20 protein-coding genes, 1 tRNA gene and 1 riboswitch are annotated in these 17,507 nt (G+C 45.6%); of the genes, 16 read left to right on the forward strand and 5 right to left on the reverse strand.

All coding sequences use genetic code 11. The annotated features are described in order from the left end of the window. Window positions 1-5: 5 nt before the first annotated feature. The 3 genes from ACETMN_RS07285 to ACETMN_RS07295 all read right to left on the reverse strand — a co-directional run bounded on the left by ACETMN_RS07285 (window position 6) and on the right by ACETMN_RS07295 (window position 1,840). Window positions 6-641 carry a hypothetical protein gene (locus tag ACETMN_RS07285; RefSeq protein ID WP_091015300.1) on the reverse strand — a complete coding sequence of 212 codons (636 nt, stop codon included), beginning with the start codon at window positions 639-641 and terminating at the stop codon, window positions 6-8. Between the two features lie 27 nt (window positions 642-668). Beyond that, window positions 669-872 carry a hypothetical protein gene (locus tag ACETMN_RS07290; RefSeq protein WP_017690011.1) on the reverse strand — a complete coding sequence of 68 codons (204 nt, stop codon included), beginning with the start codon at window positions 870-872 and terminating at the stop codon, window positions 669-671. 266 nt (window positions 873-1,138) lie between these two features. Beyond that, entirely contained in the window at window positions 1,139-1,840 is a 702-nt protein-coding gene (locus ACETMN_RS07295) for an urease accessory protein UreF (protein WP_179198467.1), read from the reverse strand. 444 nt (window positions 1,841-2,284) lie between these two features. On the opposite strand from ACETMN_RS07295, the gene ACETMN_RS07300 reads away from it, so the two are divergent. Next, window positions 2,285-2,367, forward strand: a tRNA-Leu gene (locus tag ACETMN_RS07300). Window positions 2,368-2,515: 148 nt separating this feature from the next. Here the strand turns inward: ACETMN_RS07300 and ACETMN_RS07305 are convergent. Next, on the reverse strand, window positions 2,516-2,995 hold the full coding sequence (locus ACETMN_RS07305) for a glutathione peroxidase (RefSeq protein WP_091015296.1): 480 nt from the start codon (window positions 2,993-2,995) through the stop codon (window positions 2,516-2,518). 371 nt (window positions 2,996-3,366) lie between these two features. Then, window positions 3,367-3,542, forward strand: a riboswitch (cyclic di-AMP (ydaO/yuaA leader). Between the two features lie 118 nt (window positions 3,543-3,660). Here ACETMN_RS07305 and ACETMN_RS07310 point away from each other — a divergent pair. After that, entirely contained in the window at window positions 3,661-4,056 is a 396-nt protein-coding gene (locus ACETMN_RS07310; RefSeq protein WP_017690008.1) for a hypothetical protein, read from the forward strand. 127 nt (window positions 4,057-4,183) lie between these two features. Beyond that, window positions 4,184-4,867, forward strand: a complete 684-nt coding sequence (locus ACETMN_RS07315; RefSeq protein ID WP_179198466.1) for an HAD family hydrolase — start codon at window positions 4,184-4,186, stop codon at window positions 4,865-4,867. 142 nt (window positions 4,868-5,009) lie between these two features. Here the strand turns inward: ACETMN_RS07315 and ACETMN_RS07320 are convergent, their stop codons facing one another. Further along, a complete protein-coding gene (locus tag ACETMN_RS07320; protein ID WP_091016180.1) occupies window positions 5,010-6,305 on the reverse strand; it encodes an Nramp family divalent metal transporter in 1,296 nt (431 codons plus the stop codon). A 397-nt stretch (window positions 6,306-6,702) separates the two neighbouring features. On the opposite strand from ACETMN_RS07320, the gene ACETMN_RS07325 reads away from it, so the two are divergent. From ACETMN_RS07325 to ACETMN_RS07385, 13 genes are all read left to right on the forward strand, one after another. Continuing rightward, on the forward strand, window positions 6,703-7,122 hold the full coding sequence (locus tag ACETMN_RS07325; protein ID WP_036610819.1) for an organic hydroperoxide resistance protein: 420 nt from the start codon (window positions 6,703-6,705) through the stop codon (window positions 7,120-7,122). Window positions 7,123-7,332: 210 nt separating this feature from the next. Next, window positions 7,333-7,578 carry a zinc ribbon domain-containing protein gene (locus ACETMN_RS07330; protein WP_036610816.1) on the forward strand — a complete coding sequence of 82 codons (246 nt, stop codon included), beginning with the start codon at window positions 7,333-7,335 and terminating at the stop codon, window positions 7,576-7,578. A gap of 99 nt (window positions 7,579-7,677) precedes the next feature. After that, window positions 7,678-7,956, forward strand: a complete 279-nt coding sequence (locus ACETMN_RS07335; RefSeq protein WP_036610814.1) for a hypothetical protein — start codon at window positions 7,678-7,680, stop codon at window positions 7,954-7,956. 190 nt (window positions 7,957-8,146) lie between these two features. Further along, window positions 8,147-8,569 (forward strand): thiol-disulfide oxidoreductase DCC family protein, encoded by a 423-nt coding sequence (locus ACETMN_RS07340; protein WP_411735944.1) that lies wholly within the window; start codon window positions 8,147-8,149, stop codon window positions 8,567-8,569. A 67-nt stretch (window positions 8,570-8,636) separates the two neighbouring features. Further along, entirely contained in the window at window positions 8,637-9,500 is an 864-nt protein-coding gene (locus tag ACETMN_RS07345; protein WP_091015291.1) for a DUF6612 family protein, read from the forward strand. 210 nt (window positions 9,501-9,710) lie between these two features. Beyond that, a complete protein-coding gene (locus ACETMN_RS07350) occupies window positions 9,711-10,094 on the forward strand; it encodes a VOC family protein (RefSeq protein WP_017690000.1) in 384 nt (127 codons plus the stop codon). 161 nt (window positions 10,095-10,255) lie between these two features. After that, window positions 10,256-11,473 (forward strand): hypothetical protein, encoded by a 1,218-nt coding sequence (locus ACETMN_RS07355; RefSeq protein WP_091015290.1) that lies wholly within the window; start codon window positions 10,256-10,258, stop codon window positions 11,471-11,473. Further along, entirely contained in the window at window positions 11,473-12,774 is a 1,302-nt protein-coding gene (locus ACETMN_RS07360) for a CpaF family protein (protein WP_373419823.1), read from the forward strand. The genes ACETMN_RS07355 and ACETMN_RS07360 overlap by 1 nt, the downstream gene beginning before the upstream one ends. Window positions 12,775-12,814: 40 nt before the next feature. Next, window positions 12,815-13,558, forward strand: a complete 744-nt coding sequence (locus tag ACETMN_RS07365) for a type II secretion system F family protein (protein ID WP_091016179.1) — start codon at window positions 12,815-12,817, stop codon at window positions 13,556-13,558. 12 nt (window positions 13,559-13,570) lie between these two features. Next, entirely contained in the window at window positions 13,571-14,440 is an 870-nt protein-coding gene (locus ACETMN_RS07370; protein WP_091015287.1) for a type II secretion system F family protein, read from the forward strand. Window positions 14,441-14,451: 11 nt separating this feature from the next. Beyond that, window positions 14,452-14,640: a Flp1 family type IVb pilin gene (locus ACETMN_RS07375; RefSeq protein WP_047842034.1), complete on the forward strand. Its 189-nt coding sequence runs from the start codon at window positions 14,452-14,454 to the stop codon at window positions 14,638-14,640. Then, window positions 14,624-15,298, forward strand: coding sequence for a TadE/TadG family type IV pilus assembly protein (locus tag ACETMN_RS07380; RefSeq protein WP_091015286.1), 675 nt, complete (start codon window positions 14,624-14,626; stop codon window positions 15,296-15,298). The genes ACETMN_RS07375 and ACETMN_RS07380 overlap by 17 nt, the downstream gene beginning before the upstream one ends. Next, window positions 15,279-17,507 (forward strand): hypothetical protein, encoded by a 2,229-nt coding sequence (locus ACETMN_RS07385; RefSeq protein WP_256975077.1) that lies wholly within the window; start codon window positions 15,279-15,281, stop codon window positions 17,505-17,507. The genes ACETMN_RS07380 and ACETMN_RS07385 overlap by 20 nt, the downstream gene beginning before the upstream one ends.

Raw genomic sequence — 17,507 nt, forward strand, 5'->3', positions numbered from 1 at the left:
AGGTTTCAGGAACGCTTGTCCAGGATATTCGAGTATTTGGGATATAACCGCCGGATGCATTCCGGACAGATGTCATGGGTGAATTCGGCGTGGGTATGCTTCTCCAGATAACTCTCAACGGAGTTCCAATGTTCCTCTTCGTCCTTGATTTGTTTGCAGACGGCGCAAATAGGCAGCAGTCCGCGCAATGTGCGCACTTCAGACAATGCCTTCTTCAATTGGTGTTCTGTCTTTCTCTGTTCGGTAATATCCATGTGTGCAATCAAAGCGAGATTGGTATCCAGAATTGAATTTGCATAAGATAGAGGGGTGAGTTCTACACGAAACCACCTCTTTTCGTTGTATACAGTATACACGCAGATGTCATATGTATGATTTCGATTAAAGGGTATTCCGCGTTCTTTCAAATTCTGTGCGACAAGTGCCATGTTAGCGTTCTTGCCTCGTTTTGCCCAGGCTTCCGTCAGATGCAGGTAATGTCTATAACTACTGTGTATATCCGGGTTAGGTGAGCATTGACCAAGTCCCTGTTGCCAGGCACGGTTACAACTTTGGATAATCCAATTGTGATCAACGATGATGAGTTGGTGACGTATGGACTGGAACGACAGCCTCTCCAGATCGGATGTAACATGTCTCATGGATGAGACCCTCCTTTGGCAGAAATCTTATCTCAGTTCATCTGGAATATCCAAAATATCAGCGACCAGGTGCCTGAATCGGGTTGCTTTGCGTGTGCCGTGAATAAGATTGGATAAACGATAGGGTGGGATGCCATGCTGTTCACAAAAGGTCTTCTGGTCCACTTGAAGTTCGGTTAGCCGTCGTTTGATGGCCCATCCGAACGGAGTAACTGGTTTTTTCTTGTTCAAAAGGGTTCACCCCTGGTTAGAATGTAGTATTCAGCCGCCCTTTCATCATGTAGAATATATAGAAATGCGAGCTGTATGTTTCATTATATACGCAAATTCGTCATCTAACAATTAAAAAAGACGGAAAAAAGTGTATTTTGTGATGATAAATGGCGTAAATACGTAAATAAAACAAATGAAATGACAAAAAACACGTCGGCAAGGAGGTTGCCGCGTGTTTTTTAGTTTGTCTGAATGAAGGGGAGCAGGTATGAGGAGGAAGAGGATTAGGCCCTGTAGGCATGAAGTCCAGCTCCAAGCATATGGAAACTGGGGAAAAACGATTTCATGGACATCGAGGTTGGCTGTGCCAGTCCATCCGCAGCCGAGGCGCTGACGGTCTTCCATTCATTCTCCAGATCTGTGGCCAGGCGGACCATCAGATCCTTGGTTGTATCGTTGTCCAGGGGAATGACTTTGGAGGCTTCGGTTATGCAGGCATTCATGGCTGAATGCAGGTAACCAAGGACCGCCTCCTCGACCGGGATGTCGAGGTGGTGATTAATCCAGGCGTGAACAGTGGAGAGGCAGCCAACCGAATCGTATTTGGCACAGATCTGTTCGAGCTGGCTGAATTCAATCCAGGGGTGCAGAGCACGTGCAAGTCTGATCAATCGTTTACCCATGGCGGCAGCTTGTTCTCTGAGATCTCCAGGGGTTCGCTGAACATGGACGAGCTTGTCGATTAGAGCTATCCGCCATGTATCTTTGTGATCTGCTGCGGTATAGATGCCTTTGATGGCCATACCTTCAAGACGAACGATGCTGGGATGCAACTGACAACGCATGAATGATTCGAGATCTTCAGCATTACGAATGGTACCCTCCCTGATATGGATATCCATGCCGAAGGAATGGGTGAACCCTCCAACCTGAATAGAGGAATCAAGCAGGTTGACATAATCGAGCAGCTTATTCCCACGGTTCACAATCATTCGCCTCCTGTGTTCGTTAAATGTCACTTATAGTGACATTTATAATCCTTTTTGTTTGCTTTATGTTTATAAATCCGAATTATATGATAGTTATTTTCCCATAAATGTCCGCTTTTTGTCAATGGTATCCGTGAAATTTAATGGATTAAATCTGTAATTTAATATTTGTGTTATTTTATATAACTTATTGTGTTATTTATGTGGTGGAGTGCAGGGAGAACTATATAGAAGGAAGGACTATATATAAATGAATCAACAAGATCGGCTCTTACCGAAAAAGAGGAGATCAAATCTAATAATATGCAGTTCATGGGTAAAGATGACGAGATTATGCGATTTTTGATGAAAATGCCTAGCTGAAAAAGTAGTATTTAAAAATACTTTACTTTTAGTTCTGAACCCGGTATAATCAATTCTGTTGCCGATTATTTACGACATGCGGTCGTGGTGGAATGGCAGACACGCTATCTTGAGGGGGTAGTGGGCGTATGCCCGTGGAGGTTCGAGTCCTCTCGACCGCATCATATGAACGATGAAGAAGAAGCTTTCCGTTATTGGAGAGCTTCTTTTTTTGTCTTTTTCGAACAGTATGACATCTGGGTTGAGGAAAAAAGCCATCCATTACCGAGGCAATGGTGCTCTACCTTACGGCTACGGGTGGCCTGTGTATTATTTTTGAAGTAAGTTCTTGATATCTTCTTCAATCTTGTCCGGTGTTGTTTTGGGAGCATAACGTTTCAGTACCTGTCCGTTCTGATCCACAAGGAATTTGGTGAAGTTCCATTTGATTGCTTTGGAGCCGAGCAGGCCAGGAGCTTCTGTGCTAAGGTGTTGGAAAAGAGGGTGAGCGCTTGAGCCGTTCACATCAATTTTCTCAAACATTGGGAAGCTTACGCCATAATTCATCTGACAGAACTCGGCAATATCGTCGGAAGATCCTTTTTCCTGTGCAAACTGGTTGCTTGGGAAACCAAGAACTTCAAATGGAGCATCTTGAAACTTGTCTTGCAGTTCTTGCAGACCTTTGAATTGAGGAGTAAGGCCGCATGAGCTTGCCGTATTCACAATCAGGAGCACTTTGTCACGGTAGTCGGACATTTCAACTTCTTGACCGCGAAGGGTATTCACTTTGTAATCGTAGACTGTCATCTAAATCGCCTCCATTTATTTACTCTTATATCTTCTATTATATTGGCTACAATTAAATATTGCAAAACTAATGTGGTGTTAAAAGCATCAAAACAGGCAAGTTGTGCAGAATACGTGAATGAATTGCGAAGTGATTTTCGTCAGAGTGAGAATTAGATAGCCTTGAAGAGGTGGATAGAGTATAACCTTATTGTAAGCGTTATTATAAACGAGTATTGGCAAAAATCTGCCGATTTGGTGATCTGTAAGGACTTTACACCGTCATGGCGGGGGTGTATGATTCATAACGTAATTTCAATTTAAACTAAATTGTACTTGAAAAACGAAACAAACGATAATATCGTTCGATCTTACCTTAAGATATACGAACGATGTTTTAATCGCTGAGTTTCCATTCATTGATGAATGGGAAACGGGGGAACCAACGGAATGCGCTGTCCAGGACAGTGGGCATTCATGGGGTGAATTTTCCGGTGACAGCCGGAAATAGGGCGACTCTCGCGCCCGAATCCGTCAGCTAACCTCGTAAGCGTTAAAGGGAGAGGCAACAAGCCGTACGCTGGTTCATGGTGTTTTCGCCATGGGTTATTTAAGAAGCGTTCGGGAGGCCTTGGTCCCCCACGCTTCTTTTTTGTTGTCTTTTCACGCCAAGGGAGGAACGAATGATGGATACTGAGATGATTTTAGTGACTGCTCCAAATGAAGCAGGACGCAAATTTATTAAATTGCTGATGTACAAAAAAATGCCGTTTGCCGTTCTAACCAACAGTGCAGGGGAAGAGCGCAGACTCCGTAGAATCGGAGTAGAACATGTCATTCGCATGAATACAGCTGCAGCTCAAAAATGGTTTTTGCCGCAGGGCAGCGTAGGTAACGTGTTTATTTTCGAGAACAGCCTGAATCTGACCTGTCGTTATTTACAGATCTGTCGTTCATGGACTTCGAAATCCCTGTGCGTGATTACGGAGCAGAGTCATCCTAAGGGCATCTATCGGGGCATGGGCGCAGACCGGATTGTATATTCGCTCAATGGGGAAGTTGGCTTTCTCCTCAATGGTTAATGCCATAGCTTGTGATTGCTCAGGTGTAAGGTGCCTGTTATAATTGAATGTATCGATAAACGGAAGTTTGAGGAGACTCATGCGTGATGGTGAGTCTTCTTTTTTATGCTTACAAGGAGGAATTGGTGTGCCGGATGTAGGTGGATTGAAATGGTTGTTTTTTGATGTTGGAGATACGCTGGTGGATGAATGGGAGCCGGTTGATGATATTATCGGACAGTTCGTCCGCGAAGCCTGTGCATTGGGGTATCCGGTGAAGATTGAGGCGGTACGCGAACTGTTCGCGAACTGTTACCAGAAATATGAGCAATGGCCTATGAGAGTGGCGATTCGCACATTCGTTGAAGACGAGGGACACCAAAAACAGATTCAGGACAAGCTGAAATTCCAAAAAGATCTTGAACGTCCTTTTCCTTCAGCGGATTCCGTTCTTCAGCAGTTGTCACGGTATTATCGCATTGGCATTATTGCCAATCAGAGTCCTGGAACGGAAGAGAGACTGGAGAGCTACGGCTTGCGGAAGTATGTTGATGTTCTGGCCTGCTCGGCTGAAGAAGGAGTGTCCAAGCCAGACCCTGAGTTATACGCTGTGGCCTTGAAGCAGGCTGGTTGTGAACCGGAGGAAGCCGTCATGATCGGTGATCGGATCGATAACGACATTATACCTGCTCGGAAGCTGGGCATGCGTACGATTCGAATTATGCAGGGTTACGGAAGATTCCAGCCAGAACTATCGGATGACAAACGTGCGGATTGGACTGTGGATTCATTGGATCAACTCCTGCCCTTACTGATGCCAAATCAGGATTAGATTCAGATGGTTATTTATTGGAGTATGAGTTTTATTATAAAAGGAAACATGTTGCTGTATTGCAACAATAAAGGCTGATCAACTTGGGTATAGAATACCGGAGTTGATCAGCCTTTTTAGGATTTAGTTCATAAGAACGAGATTAGAATAACCGAATCGTCTGAATGATCAGATATACATTCAGCACAACGATAATCGCGGCAATGACCCATGAGATGATTTTGAGCCACAATTTGTTGGCAAATGCACCCATACTTTTTTTATCACTTGTGAACAACACCAGGGGAATCACAGCAAAGGGCAGTTGAAGCGACAGCACGACCTGGCTCAAAATGAGCAGTTCTTCTGTGCCATGTTCTCCTGCAATGGCTGTCACAATTACCGCCGGGATGATGGCGATCAGACGTGTGACCAGTCTGCGCAGCCAAGCCGGAATTCGAATGTTCAGGAAACCTTCCATAACGATCTGCCCAGCGAGTGTACCTGTAAGGGTAGAGTTCTGACCTGATGCTAGCAGCGCCACACCGAACAGAGTACTTGCAACCGTAGTACCCAATAGAGGTGTCAGCAGATGATAGGCATCTGCGATCTCGGCAACCTGCGTCATACCAGCACTGTGGAATACAGCAGCAGATACAATCAGGATGGCCGCATTGATGAACAGGGCCAGTGTCAACGCGATTGTAGAATCCATGGTCGAGTACCGAATAGCTTCTTTTTTGCCCTGTGGGGTCTGTTCGATCTGACGGGTCTGCACAATGGAAGAATGCAGATACAGATTATGCGGCATCACAGTTGCTCCAATAATACCAATAGCGATATAGAGCATGGCCGGGTTTTGCAAAATCTCAACATTTGGTACAAAACCATGGAGAACACCGCCCATATCGGGTTTCGCCAGGAAGAGGTCAATCCCGAAGCAGAGGGCAATGGTCGCCATTAGCACAATGACGAGTGTTTCCAAAGCGCGGAAACCTTTGTTTTGCAGTACAAGAATCAGGAGTACATCAACTGCGGTGATAATAACGCCATATAACATGGGGATGTTAAATAACAGCTTTAATGCGATAGCAGAACCTATGACCTCAGCCAGATCGGTAGCTGCAATGGCGAGTTCACACAGAATCCATAACATCACGACAACAGGCATGCTGAATCGTTCACGACAGGCTTGAGCCAGATCCCGTCCAGTGACGATACCGAGTTTGCCAGCCAGCGACTGAAGGACAACGGCCATCAGGTTCGATAACAGGATAACGGATAACAAGGTGTACCCGAACTGCGAGCCGCCTGCGATATCTGTTGCCCAGTTCCCGGGGTCCATGTAACCTACGGCAACGAGGTATCCTGGGCCTACAAAGGCGAGGAATTTCTTCCACCATGACGCATTCTGCGGAACTTTCATGGAACTATGTGCTTCTCCAAGGGAAGGGGCCATGCCCGCAGTAGACAATGATTCTCTTGAAGGAGCGTTGAACGGATTTTTTTTACTCATACGATAATCACCTGACTTTGAATTATTGATTTGGAAATATTGTTGCGGAAAAATCGCTTATGATATATCTAAATTTTTATGTTTATTGTTACATTGTACTCCTTCAAATATTTTTGTCTAGTGCAACTTTTATGTATTAACACAAAATTTTCGGTTCTAATTTGAAGACCCCCTTCGTATATTACCCAACCTTAGGAAAATACAGCCATGGCGTTGAAATGCATGAAAATAATAAAGTTGTAAAAGCTGATAAAGATACAAAATTGCGTTTCAAAATGAGCCAGAAGTTTAAATTGAAAGGAAGGCAGTAAAAACTATATGGATAAGGGAGAGATTCTTAATGGAAGCTTTATATACAGCAGTAGCGACAGTTAAAGGTGGACGTACAGGTTCTGTGACTTCTTCGGATGGCGTGCTTAAGCATGATCTGAAAATGCCAAAAGAGCTTGGTGGCTCCGGTGGTGAAGGTACTAACCCTGAGCAGCTTTTTGCCGCAGGATATGGAGCATGTTATGAAAGTGCCCTTGCCAATGTAGCACGCAAAGCAGGTGTGAAATTGGAGGATGTGGTCGTTACAAGTAACGTATCTATTGGTAAAGACCCTGCGGATGACGGTTTCCAGCTATCTGTTCGTCTGGACGTTAGCATGCCTGGTGTAGATCACAGTCAAGCAGAGGAACTGGCCCGCAAGGCGCATGATTTCTGTCCATATTCCAAAGCAACACGTGGCAACATTGATGTTGTTTTAAACGTAGTCTAAGATTTGACTCCCGGCAAGTAAAGGGAACATATAGAGCAGGGTATCCCAGATACCTGATGTTCGACTACAAAGCCCTGCTGGCAATCGGCAGGGTTTTGTGTTGATTATAATATATGGACATGATGCAGGAGATTAGATGCCAGATCGCGTACTATTTTACATAATTGCACTCCCACTTCATGCTACATATTCCATAAAGGGGGAACGAAGATGAGTATTGAAGAGATGATCGAGCGGCGATTTGTGTGTACAAAATGCAGGGGCACGGATTGTAACATTAAGGAAGTTTCCATGTCAGGAGCAGGCCTGAGCAAGATGTTCGATATCCAGCATAACCACTACCTGTTCGTGGCTTGTGCTTCCTGCGGGTATGTTGAAGTATTTGATCCGGATGTCTTGAAAGGGAAAAAACAGGGGCAGGTTGGGACTATTCTGGATATTCTGTTTGGCGGGTAGACATGCGCGAGTTGACATTGAACTGAAATTTCTTTAATATAACTTAGTACTGAGTAGTGTCATTGCATGAACCAAATTTGAATTAAACAGGTGATATCCATGTCTTATAGACCGCGTATTGCAGATTTAGAATTAGCTTATGGTAACAAGGAAGACGGATTGTATGAATTCAAAATGAATTTGGTAGACGGTACAAAATGCCGTGTATTCTACACCCGTTCCCCGGAATGGAAGATGACCAATATCAGCCGTCTGCAGAAAACCCCTTGTCCAGTATGTCGCAAAGATTTCATTTGCAAATGTATGGACCAGTGGGCAAGTGACCTGCATCAACAGATGATCGATGACCAATGGATGGAAAAGGCAGTTACGGAGTAATTGTCGGACAGATACGAGCGTGGGCACAATGCCTGCGCTCTTTTTCTTTTACTTCCTATTAATGCTTGTTCAAAAAGAGCGGTTTTCAGTCTTTTTGAACTACCTCTAGAAGAAATAAATTTAGAATAAGTGAACAAGAAGGCCCAGATTGGGTAAGTTACTCTAACCGCAACAATAGGAGGCAGCCAATATGACAGCAAATCAAACAGATGTGCATCAGGGACATCCGATCGTACTGGTGGATGGTGTCTGTCACTTCTGCCAAGGCTTAACCAAATGGATTATCAAGCGTGACCCGGAAGGGAAATATCATTTTGCATCGCTTCAATCGGATATAGCCAAGGAACTGCTGAAGAAAGGCAATTTGTCGACAGACAGTATGGATACCTTTGTGCTGATTGAAAATGGAAAATACTATACACGTTCAACCGCCGCACTGCGATTGGCTAAGGGTCTGAAGTTTCCTTATCCGTTGTTATATGTGTTCATCATCATACCGAAATTTATTCGTAATGCAGTCTATAACTGGGTTGCTCGCAACCGTTATCGCTGGTTTGGCAAGGATGAAGCGTGCATGTTGCCTACACCGGAGATCAAAGATCGATTTTTGTGAGTGTGATTAATAACGGGAATAATTGGGTAATGACTACAGATCATATCTATTTTGGGAGGACAACAACTTGAAGAAGTGGACTACATTATTTATCGGGGCATTATTAGCAGTGAGCTTGGCAGCATGCGGTAACGATACAGATAATACGGCAACGCCGCCAGCGACTAACAACGAAACATCCAACGAGGGCAATACACCTGCAGAGCAGGCAACAAAGATCCCTACCTTGGATGAATTGATTACCAAAACGAATGAAGCAACCAAAGAAATGAAAAGCTTCACAACTGAAGCAAACATTGATCAGAATCTGAAACTGGATGCTGGTGAACAGTCCCAGGATCAACAGGTTAAAACATCGCTCAAGATGGATATCATCAAAGATCCAATGATGATCTATCAAGAGATGAAAATGGAAATGTCGGGACAGGAAGCTCAGAACGTGAAGCAGTATATCACTTCGGATAAAATCTACTCTCAAGTTGGGGATCAATGGGTTGCGATTCCTGAAGCTCAAACCAAGGAACTGATTGAGCAGATGAAAGCAAGCATGAATCCCGAAGGTGAATTGGAGCAATTCAAAAAGATTGAAGAAGATACTGAAGTGACCGAAGAAGGCGACAATTATGTGATTAACGCTGACGTATCCGGTGATAATGTGAAGGAACTGGCCAAAGCCGTGATGGAGCAGAACGGATCGGATGCCCAGATGCAAGCCATGCTTGATCAGATGAATATTACCAGCATGAAGATGAAGTATATGATCAACAAAGAAACCTACCTGCCTGCAAGTACGGACGTAACCATGGTCATGGAGATGGAACAGAATGGACAGAAAATGACGATGGACATGAAGATGAACAGTACATTTTCTAACCAGGATAAAGTGGAAGAGATCAAGATTCCACAAGAAGCATTGGATAGCGCTAAATAATTTGGTTATGCCAAGTGATATGTTGAAGATGAATTCAATTCTCTAAGCGAGCATCAATGCATATCGTTTGCAGCACCTCTGAACTGGATCTGTGTGAGCCGTGAGGCTTGGCGGATCAGAGTCAGGGGTGTTTTCTTTTTAGCGGAGATTATGGTCAGGGTTCAAGGTGTTATAGTATAGTCATGTATAATTAGAGAGGGGATATACAAGATGATTGAATACGCACACATCCACCATGTTAGTTTGGCTGTACGTGATCTGGAAATCGCGAAGAAATTCTATTCGGGGTTACTGGGAATGCAGGAGATTGAACGTCCGCCTTTCCGCTCCACAGGTACATGGTATGCCATCGGTAGCCAGCAGCTTCATCTGTTACAGCACCCGGAGGGTCACACGTTACGTGAGGCTGGGATTGACACAACAGACGGCCACTTTGCAATCTGGGTCACCAGTTATTCAGGGACTATAGCTTGGTTGGAGCAGCAGGGAATTGAGTATGAAGCGAGACCTGACAGTGTAGCGGGATTCGCACAGATTTTTGTACTTGATCCGGACCGTAACATTATTGAGTTCGATTCACCTTACAACTCGTAAGGGAAAAAGGGTTAGAATAAATCCCTTGCTCCCCCAGAAATTGTATGTTATATTATCCATACATTCATAGCACGTGACGGAAGCACCGTCCATATACTGCATATTCATGCGGTTATTGGACGGTGTTTTTTTGTGCTTTTTGACAGGGAGGGAAGGGGAATTTGATTGTACTGAAGGTTGTTCTGGTTTCAAAGGATAGAGATTACATTAGCGCCTGGCTTGATTATGTACAGGGAAATTCGTCTGGTCTCCATGTGCGTTTCACGGCATTCTCCCAAGGAGATTCATTCAAGGATCACATGAATGAGCAAGAAGGTCGAGAATTACCGGATCTGGTTATTGCGGAACCGGAGTTTCTGAATGACTGGCTGAATAACGGGGGAGAAGTATCGGGTGTACCTTGGCTAATGCTTAGTGAAGGGTTGGAAGAGGTAGATGAGGCCAAACGGCTGATGAAATATCAATCCTTGCCTGCTTTGCTGGATGCTGTGATGCATGCTTGCCGGCAGCCACGCCGTAAGAAGGTTCACCATCCGGGGCAAGAGACTCTCTCCATCGGTGTAGTATCCGCTTCGGGTGGAAGTGGCAAAACGGCAGTGGCCCTGCATATGGCGAAGCAATTGGGACTTGCAGGATATGCTGTTCTCTATCTGAATTTGGAGACACTGGACAGTACGCACCCGTTTCTGGAAAAGGGACTAACAAGAAGTGGGCAACGTCACCCGGATGCGGAGACGGGATTGTCACGCCTGTTATACGATCTGAAGGTAGGAAGAAAGGAATCCGGCAAGCAGTTACAGGTGCAATCGAAGGGCGTAGATGGATATGTGGTCCGGCATGAAGCGCTGAAATCCGATGTGTTCTGGCCATTATCGAATCGGAAAGAACTGTTACAAATGACTCGTGAGGATACGTCGAATCTGCTTCGTTATTTAACGGATTGTGGACAGTATGACGTGTTGATTCTGGATGGGGATTCCGGTTGGGATGGGCGCAGTGAAGGGGTGCTGGATGCAGCAGATGCATTTGTCTGGTTGGTTGAGGATGATATATCTGCCATGCATCGATGGGGGCAATGGTTGCAGCATGCTGAACGAACGAAGCCAGATTTGTACGAAAGTATGCTGGAGCGTGCACGCTTTGTGGTTAACAAATATCGGGACAATGTCGTCAATGCACTCCCACGCCCTGATCTGCATCTGGATGCAGTGTTGCCCTACATCCCTTCTTGGAAACAACTCAGTCAGGAGGAAGTCATGCTCAGTTCTCCGATCTTCCAACGTGAAGTGAAGAGATTATGTGCCATGCTGGTACAAGATGGCGAAGAAGAATTGAAGCAGACGGGACGAATTCAGAAGCAGGATCGGTGGGCACTATGATGGATTCATCCAATAGATTACTGGATCGTGAAGAACAGTTTCAGATGATGCGCAGGGAAGTCAGGGCTGGCCTCGATTTAACCTCTTCCGCAGGAGATGATGAACTGTGGCAGGGGATAGAACGCAAAGTTCTGTCTGACCCGAAGCTGGATGATCTGACCTCAGGAGAGCGTCACACGCTGGTACAGCGATTGTTTGACTCCTTTCGTGGGTTGGATATTTTGCAGCCACTTGTGGATCATCCCGATATTACGGAGATTATGATCAATAGTCACAAGGAGATTTTTGTGGAGCAGGAAGGTGAAGTCAGCCAGATCACCCTTGAATTTGAGTCCAGGGAACGGCTCGAGGATATTATCCAGATGATTGTGTCCGGGGTAAACCGGATTGTGAATGAGTCTTCTCCAATCGTAGATGCCCGTTTAAAGGATGGTTCGCGGGTCAATATCGTGTTGCCCCCTATTGCCTTGAAAGGTCCCACGATGACGATTCGTAAATTCCCCAGTGAACCGATGAAGATGTCCGATCTGATTGAAAAGGGAGCCCTGCATGAAGAAGCGGCAGAATTATTGCAGCAGTTGGTACGGAGCAAATACAACATCTTCATTGGAGGCGGGACCGGATCGGGAAAAACGACCTTTCTGAACGCATTATCCCAGTTTATCCCTTCCGATGAGCGGATTATTACCATTGAGGATTCGGCTGAGCTACAGATAGTTACGGTACCAAATCTGGTATCACTGGAAACGCGAAATGCCAACACCGAAGGCAAGGGACAGATATCTATTCGGGATCTGATCAAATCTTCCTTACGGATGCGTCCGAACCGGATTGTGATTGGTGAGGTAAGGGGCGCAGAAGCGCTGGATATGTTGCAGGCCATGAACACTGGCCATGATGGATCTTTGTCTACAGGGCATGCGAATACCATCTCGGACATGATTAGCAGACTCGAAACGATGGTGCTCAGTGGTGCAGATCTTCCCATTGCGGTTGTAAGGCAGCAGATTAGTTCAGCAATCGATATTTTCGTACATCTATCTCGGCTGCGAGACCGCTCACGGCGGGTGACAGAGATTAGTGAAGTGATTGGCATGCAGAACGGTGAGGTTTTGCTGAATCCACTGTTTCGTTTCCAGGAACAAGAAGAGCGTGAAGGCAAAATTATTGGTGGGTTAGTACAGGTTGGGAAGTTGAATCAGGTGGATAAAATTCAGATGGCTGGGCTCGGGGAATGGCTGAATGGATACATAGAACAATATAGTGTTGGAATAGATTCATCAGATAACAACGTGAATTAAAGTCATTGGAAGGTGATTATTGTTGGGTGAAGCCAGACAGATGTTGACGGATTACACCGTATATACGCTTTCCCGGAGACAACGAATGGTCTGTATGCTGATTAGTGGTCTGCTGTTTTTTGGCATCGGAATTCTGTTCTATCATCACTGGTTGGCTGGAGCGATCCTCGCTGCGGGTTGCATATGGGTACCAAAACATTGGACTAAAGTGCTGTTGGAACGAAAAAGAATGACACTCAGTTTACATTTTAAGCAAGCATTATATGCATTATCTTCGGCGCTAGCCGCAGGAAAATCGGTGGAAAATGGATTCAAGGAATCCGTGGAGGATCTGCGGATGTTGAACCCGGAAGCGGATACCGATCTGATCCGTGAGTTCACGATATTGCGGACACGGATGGAGTATGGACAACCAATCGAAGAGGCGCTACAGGATTTTTCGGATCGGGCGCAGATTGAAGATATTACGAATTTTGCAGATGTGTTCATTACGTGCAAACGAACTGGCGGGGATCTGGTTGAGGTTGTGCGTCGTACCTCTGCGGTGATTGGTGAGAAGCTGGATATTCAGCAGGATATTATGGTCGCGGTATCGCAGAAAAAGTTTGAATCAAAGGTGATGTTTGCCGCTCCATTTATTTTTCTGATATTCCTCAATCTGACCGCCAAGGATTTTATGGAGCCGTTATATAGCGGGATGGGGTACCTCATCTCTAGTGGTGCATTGGCAGTACTCGCCTGCTGTTATCTGTGGATTAATCGCATTATGGATATCAAAGTATAAGGAGCTGAAACGATGCTGCTTCCCGTTATAATCGCAGGGATGCTCGGAGCGGGATGGCTGGTGCTGGATCGAACCCGGGGACAGACCTACCGGCATTTGCGCAAGCTGGATATGGAAGGATTACGACTGAAAAAATTGCATGGCCCCTTCCTGTTTATATTGGACAAGTTTGAGATTGGACGCAGATTGCCAGTACTCATGTTTCGGATGCAACATGCCATTCAGAAAATGTATGGCATACAGCACAGTGGAGAGAAAACGATGCTCTATTGCGCTGAAATGTTGACCTATACATGGCTCATGTTGCTGGTTGGCTGCCTGTTATCACTCGTTGGAGATATGGGCATCGGAGGTATGATGGGTGGGCTCGCGCTCGGTGCAGTGTTGCCTTTTGCGCTCTACAAAGATCTCAATACAAAGGTGCAGCGAAGAGACCAGGATATTCTTATGGAACTGCCTGAGCTGCTGAACCGAATTGTACTGCTGGTTGGCGCAGGGGAGACCGTGCAACGCGCTATCGTTCACTGTGTGACAAGCCAGGGGGAACGGAATCATCCGTTGTACAACGAACTTAGAAAGACGGTGGGAGATTGGAATAATGGTTACTCGTTTCAACAATCATTTGAACAGTTCAGCCGCCGCTGCGGTGTACAGGAAGTAACGATTTTTACGACAACGGTGCTGCTGAATTTCCGGCGTGGGGGAGGTGACTTTGTATTGGCGCTGCGGGATCTGTCACATGTGTTGTGGGAGAAACGCAAGGCTGTCAGTCGGGCGAAGGGAGAACAGGCTTCTTCCAAATTGGTGTTTCCGATGGTACTGATCTTTTTTACGATTGTGGTCATGATCGGGGCACCTGCTTTTATGATGATGAATATGTAGGAGGAATTGGGATGATGGAAGTATTGAAGAACAAGGTAAACGCATTTTGGAAGGAAGAGGACGGGCTCGGCACATTGGAGCTGATTCTGATTATCGGAGTTATTATCATTATTGCTTTGATTTTCAAGGACCAAATTAAAAAATTGGTAGAAAGACTGTTAACTAATGTGAGTAATAAAAGTAATGAATTCTTCGAATAACAAGTTCAAAAAGGAAGAAGGGAGCTTCACGGTTGAAGCCTCCCTGATCTTCCCTGTTGTGCTGTTTATTCTTGTGTTGTTACTCTTCTTTACCATGTACATGTATCAAAAGACATTCCTGAATCAACATGCTTATGCAGCTTCCGAACGTGCAGCCTATAGCTGGGACAACAGCCACAAGCAGGCGATGACAGGTGAATATGTTGCTGGAGAACATGACAATCTGTACTGGCGACTGATGGACGATCGTATGCTTGGAGCGCTGTTTGGCTGGGCGGGAGCGGATAATCAGGTTAGCGTTTCTATACCTGCTGGTGAAGGCGGCAATCTCTCGGAACAGAAATTAGCACAAGCGGTGCAACATATGCCCTCAGCTATGAAAGGAACGATTGAGTATCAGAATTCTCTGATTCAGCGGAAAGTAACAACCAAGCTGGAACAAGTAATTTCTTTGCCTCTTCCTTCTTTTTTGTTCGATTCAGGTAACCGTGTACTGACCCAGGGATCGTCTGCAGTTGTTGAACCGGTTGAATTCATTCGAACTGTAGATTTAATCCGGTATTACGCAGCCAAGTTTAAAGGAAAAGGCGGTGCGGGGACCACTACAGCGGCAGAAGCCGGACAGGTTGTGCAGCATTTTGGCAAAAGCAAAAAGTGAGAAAAGGAGGAGGGCGGAACTGTTTAGAAAAAAAGACGGTGAATTGGGAGCCGTAACCCTTTTTTTAATATTAATATTGGCCGGAGTTTATATGTTTGTCGCTATATTTATTGATTACGCTCGTATAGCGGCATTCAAGGTGCAGACCGAACGCATGACACATGCTGCGATGAGATCCGTCATGTCAGCCTATGACACATCACTCCGAGAGTATGGTTTATTCGGGTATGGTGACAGCAGTGGGGATGCGATTATGGCTAAAGTATTGAATGATAGTGTGAAGCCTTCATCTGTAAAAGATGGATTCCCCATTCTGGATATCCAGTGGGATACAACTTCGCTGAGCATGGAGCGTGAACTGGGCAGATACGATATATTTAATCGCCAGATTCAGGAGGATATGAAGTATCGGGCTCCGGTTGATTTTACCCTTGAAGTGATCAATCGGTTCAAACCGATATCAGACGAGATGAAGGAAGCCGCGCACACGGTAGACTTGCTGAAAAAATTACAGAAGTTATATGACAAACGTGAAGAACTACTGGACGAAGCCATTGCCAATCAGGCGGAATCCGCGGAGAAGCTGAAGAATCTTCCAAAGTTAATCATGGACCCGCCTTCACAAGCTATCTATGAAGAAATGTTGGAAGAAACACCAGAGACAGCTACCGAGGCAGCAGCACGTTATGCAGATTATCTTAACAAGAAACAGGCAGATGAGGGACTGCCGTTCAGAGAGCAACAATACATATTGGAACTGGCTCGTTATCGGACTGGTGTTGGTAATGTGGTGACAGGTATCAGCATGATTATACAACCGGCGTTACAGGCCCATCAAACGAAGCTGGAGGAAGCACAGTCCAAAATCGAAGAAGCACGTAAGATCAATGAGGAAATGAAACGTGTGATCGCGGAGGGGGAGAACCGTTCGCAGAATGCCAGTTACGACAACGTGGGCAACTCGGATCTGCCTGGAACGAGTCCTGCATCTACTGGATTAGGCAGTGAAGCTAAAAGCACACGTTCCCTCGCCTCGGAGCTTGTGAGGGCGGATAGCCTATTTGATCAGTTGAAAGCACGTGTGGTTTCACAGAATTCGGACTTCTCTAACGTCAGAAGAGACAACATGGAGTTGAATAATCAGCTTCGCAGCGTTACGGGAATGAGTGGAGTTCCAATTAAACCGGCGGTCAGACAGGCAAGTCAGGTTACGGAACGATATATGGACACCTATGTACGTAGCGGTCCTGCCAATCTCATCCTCCAAAGTAAGCAGCAGCTGGAAAGTGGTCGTGGGTCGGATGCCCAGCGCAAAGCGAATGACAAAGAATCCAAAGGGAAATTGAAGGAAGTCAAACGAATCTTGTCGCAGATTCAGAATGGAAGTTCGGGTTCCATGGACGCTTTCAAACAATTGGAGGAATATTACAACGCTAATATTGCTTTTAACGAGGCTAGTCGTGAGGAAGCCAAAAAGGCAGAGATTGCTGGTGATCCCTATGACTCTGGTGGCGACGCCATGAAGGGAATGGACAGTTTGTTTGGCGGGATGTCCGGTCTGCTGGACAGTCTTGGCGACGAATTATTTCAGAATGAATATGCTTTAGCCTATTTCAACTCCTTTGATTTTGGTCAGTTATTTACCTGGACTGAAGGTGGTGGAGATGCTGGTGATGTCTTCAAATTGGAGAATCAGGAACTGGAGTATATCGTCTACGGGTTTCATAATCCTTCCGGTAACATCGCTGCGGCATATGCGGAGATATTTGGGATGCGGCTGGCTATTCGGACGGCCGAAGGGTTAATTGAGCACAGCAAGCTTGGGAACCCACTGCTGGTATTATCGGCGGCAATCTTATACGGGATTACAAACGCCATCGCGGATATGGTGAAACTAGCAAAAGAGGGCAGTGTGGAATTGTCCAAGTATATCAAAGTCAAACTGACGTACAGGGACCATCTCCGATTGTTTCTATTGATGCACAGTAACAATGAACGCAAAATGTCCAGAATGCTGGCGCTAATTCGATTGAATACGGGTGTGAATCCGGATGAGAAACAGACATACGCTTCGGGTAACATGCGTAGTAGCATCAAGCTGTGGTTTTTACCAGGGGTGGTTAGAAGCATAGGTGCAGTTATGGGTAGTGCGGATCAGGTTGAAGATGGGCGATTTTTCATTGAGCGGAAGGCGGATTATTCCTATTGA

Origin of the sequence: Paenibacillus sp. M2, from assembly GCF_046713495.1 — a bacterium.
Taxonomy (GTDB): domain Bacteria; phylum Bacillota; class Bacilli; order Paenibacillales; family Paenibacillaceae; genus Paenibacillus; species Paenibacillus amylolyticus_B.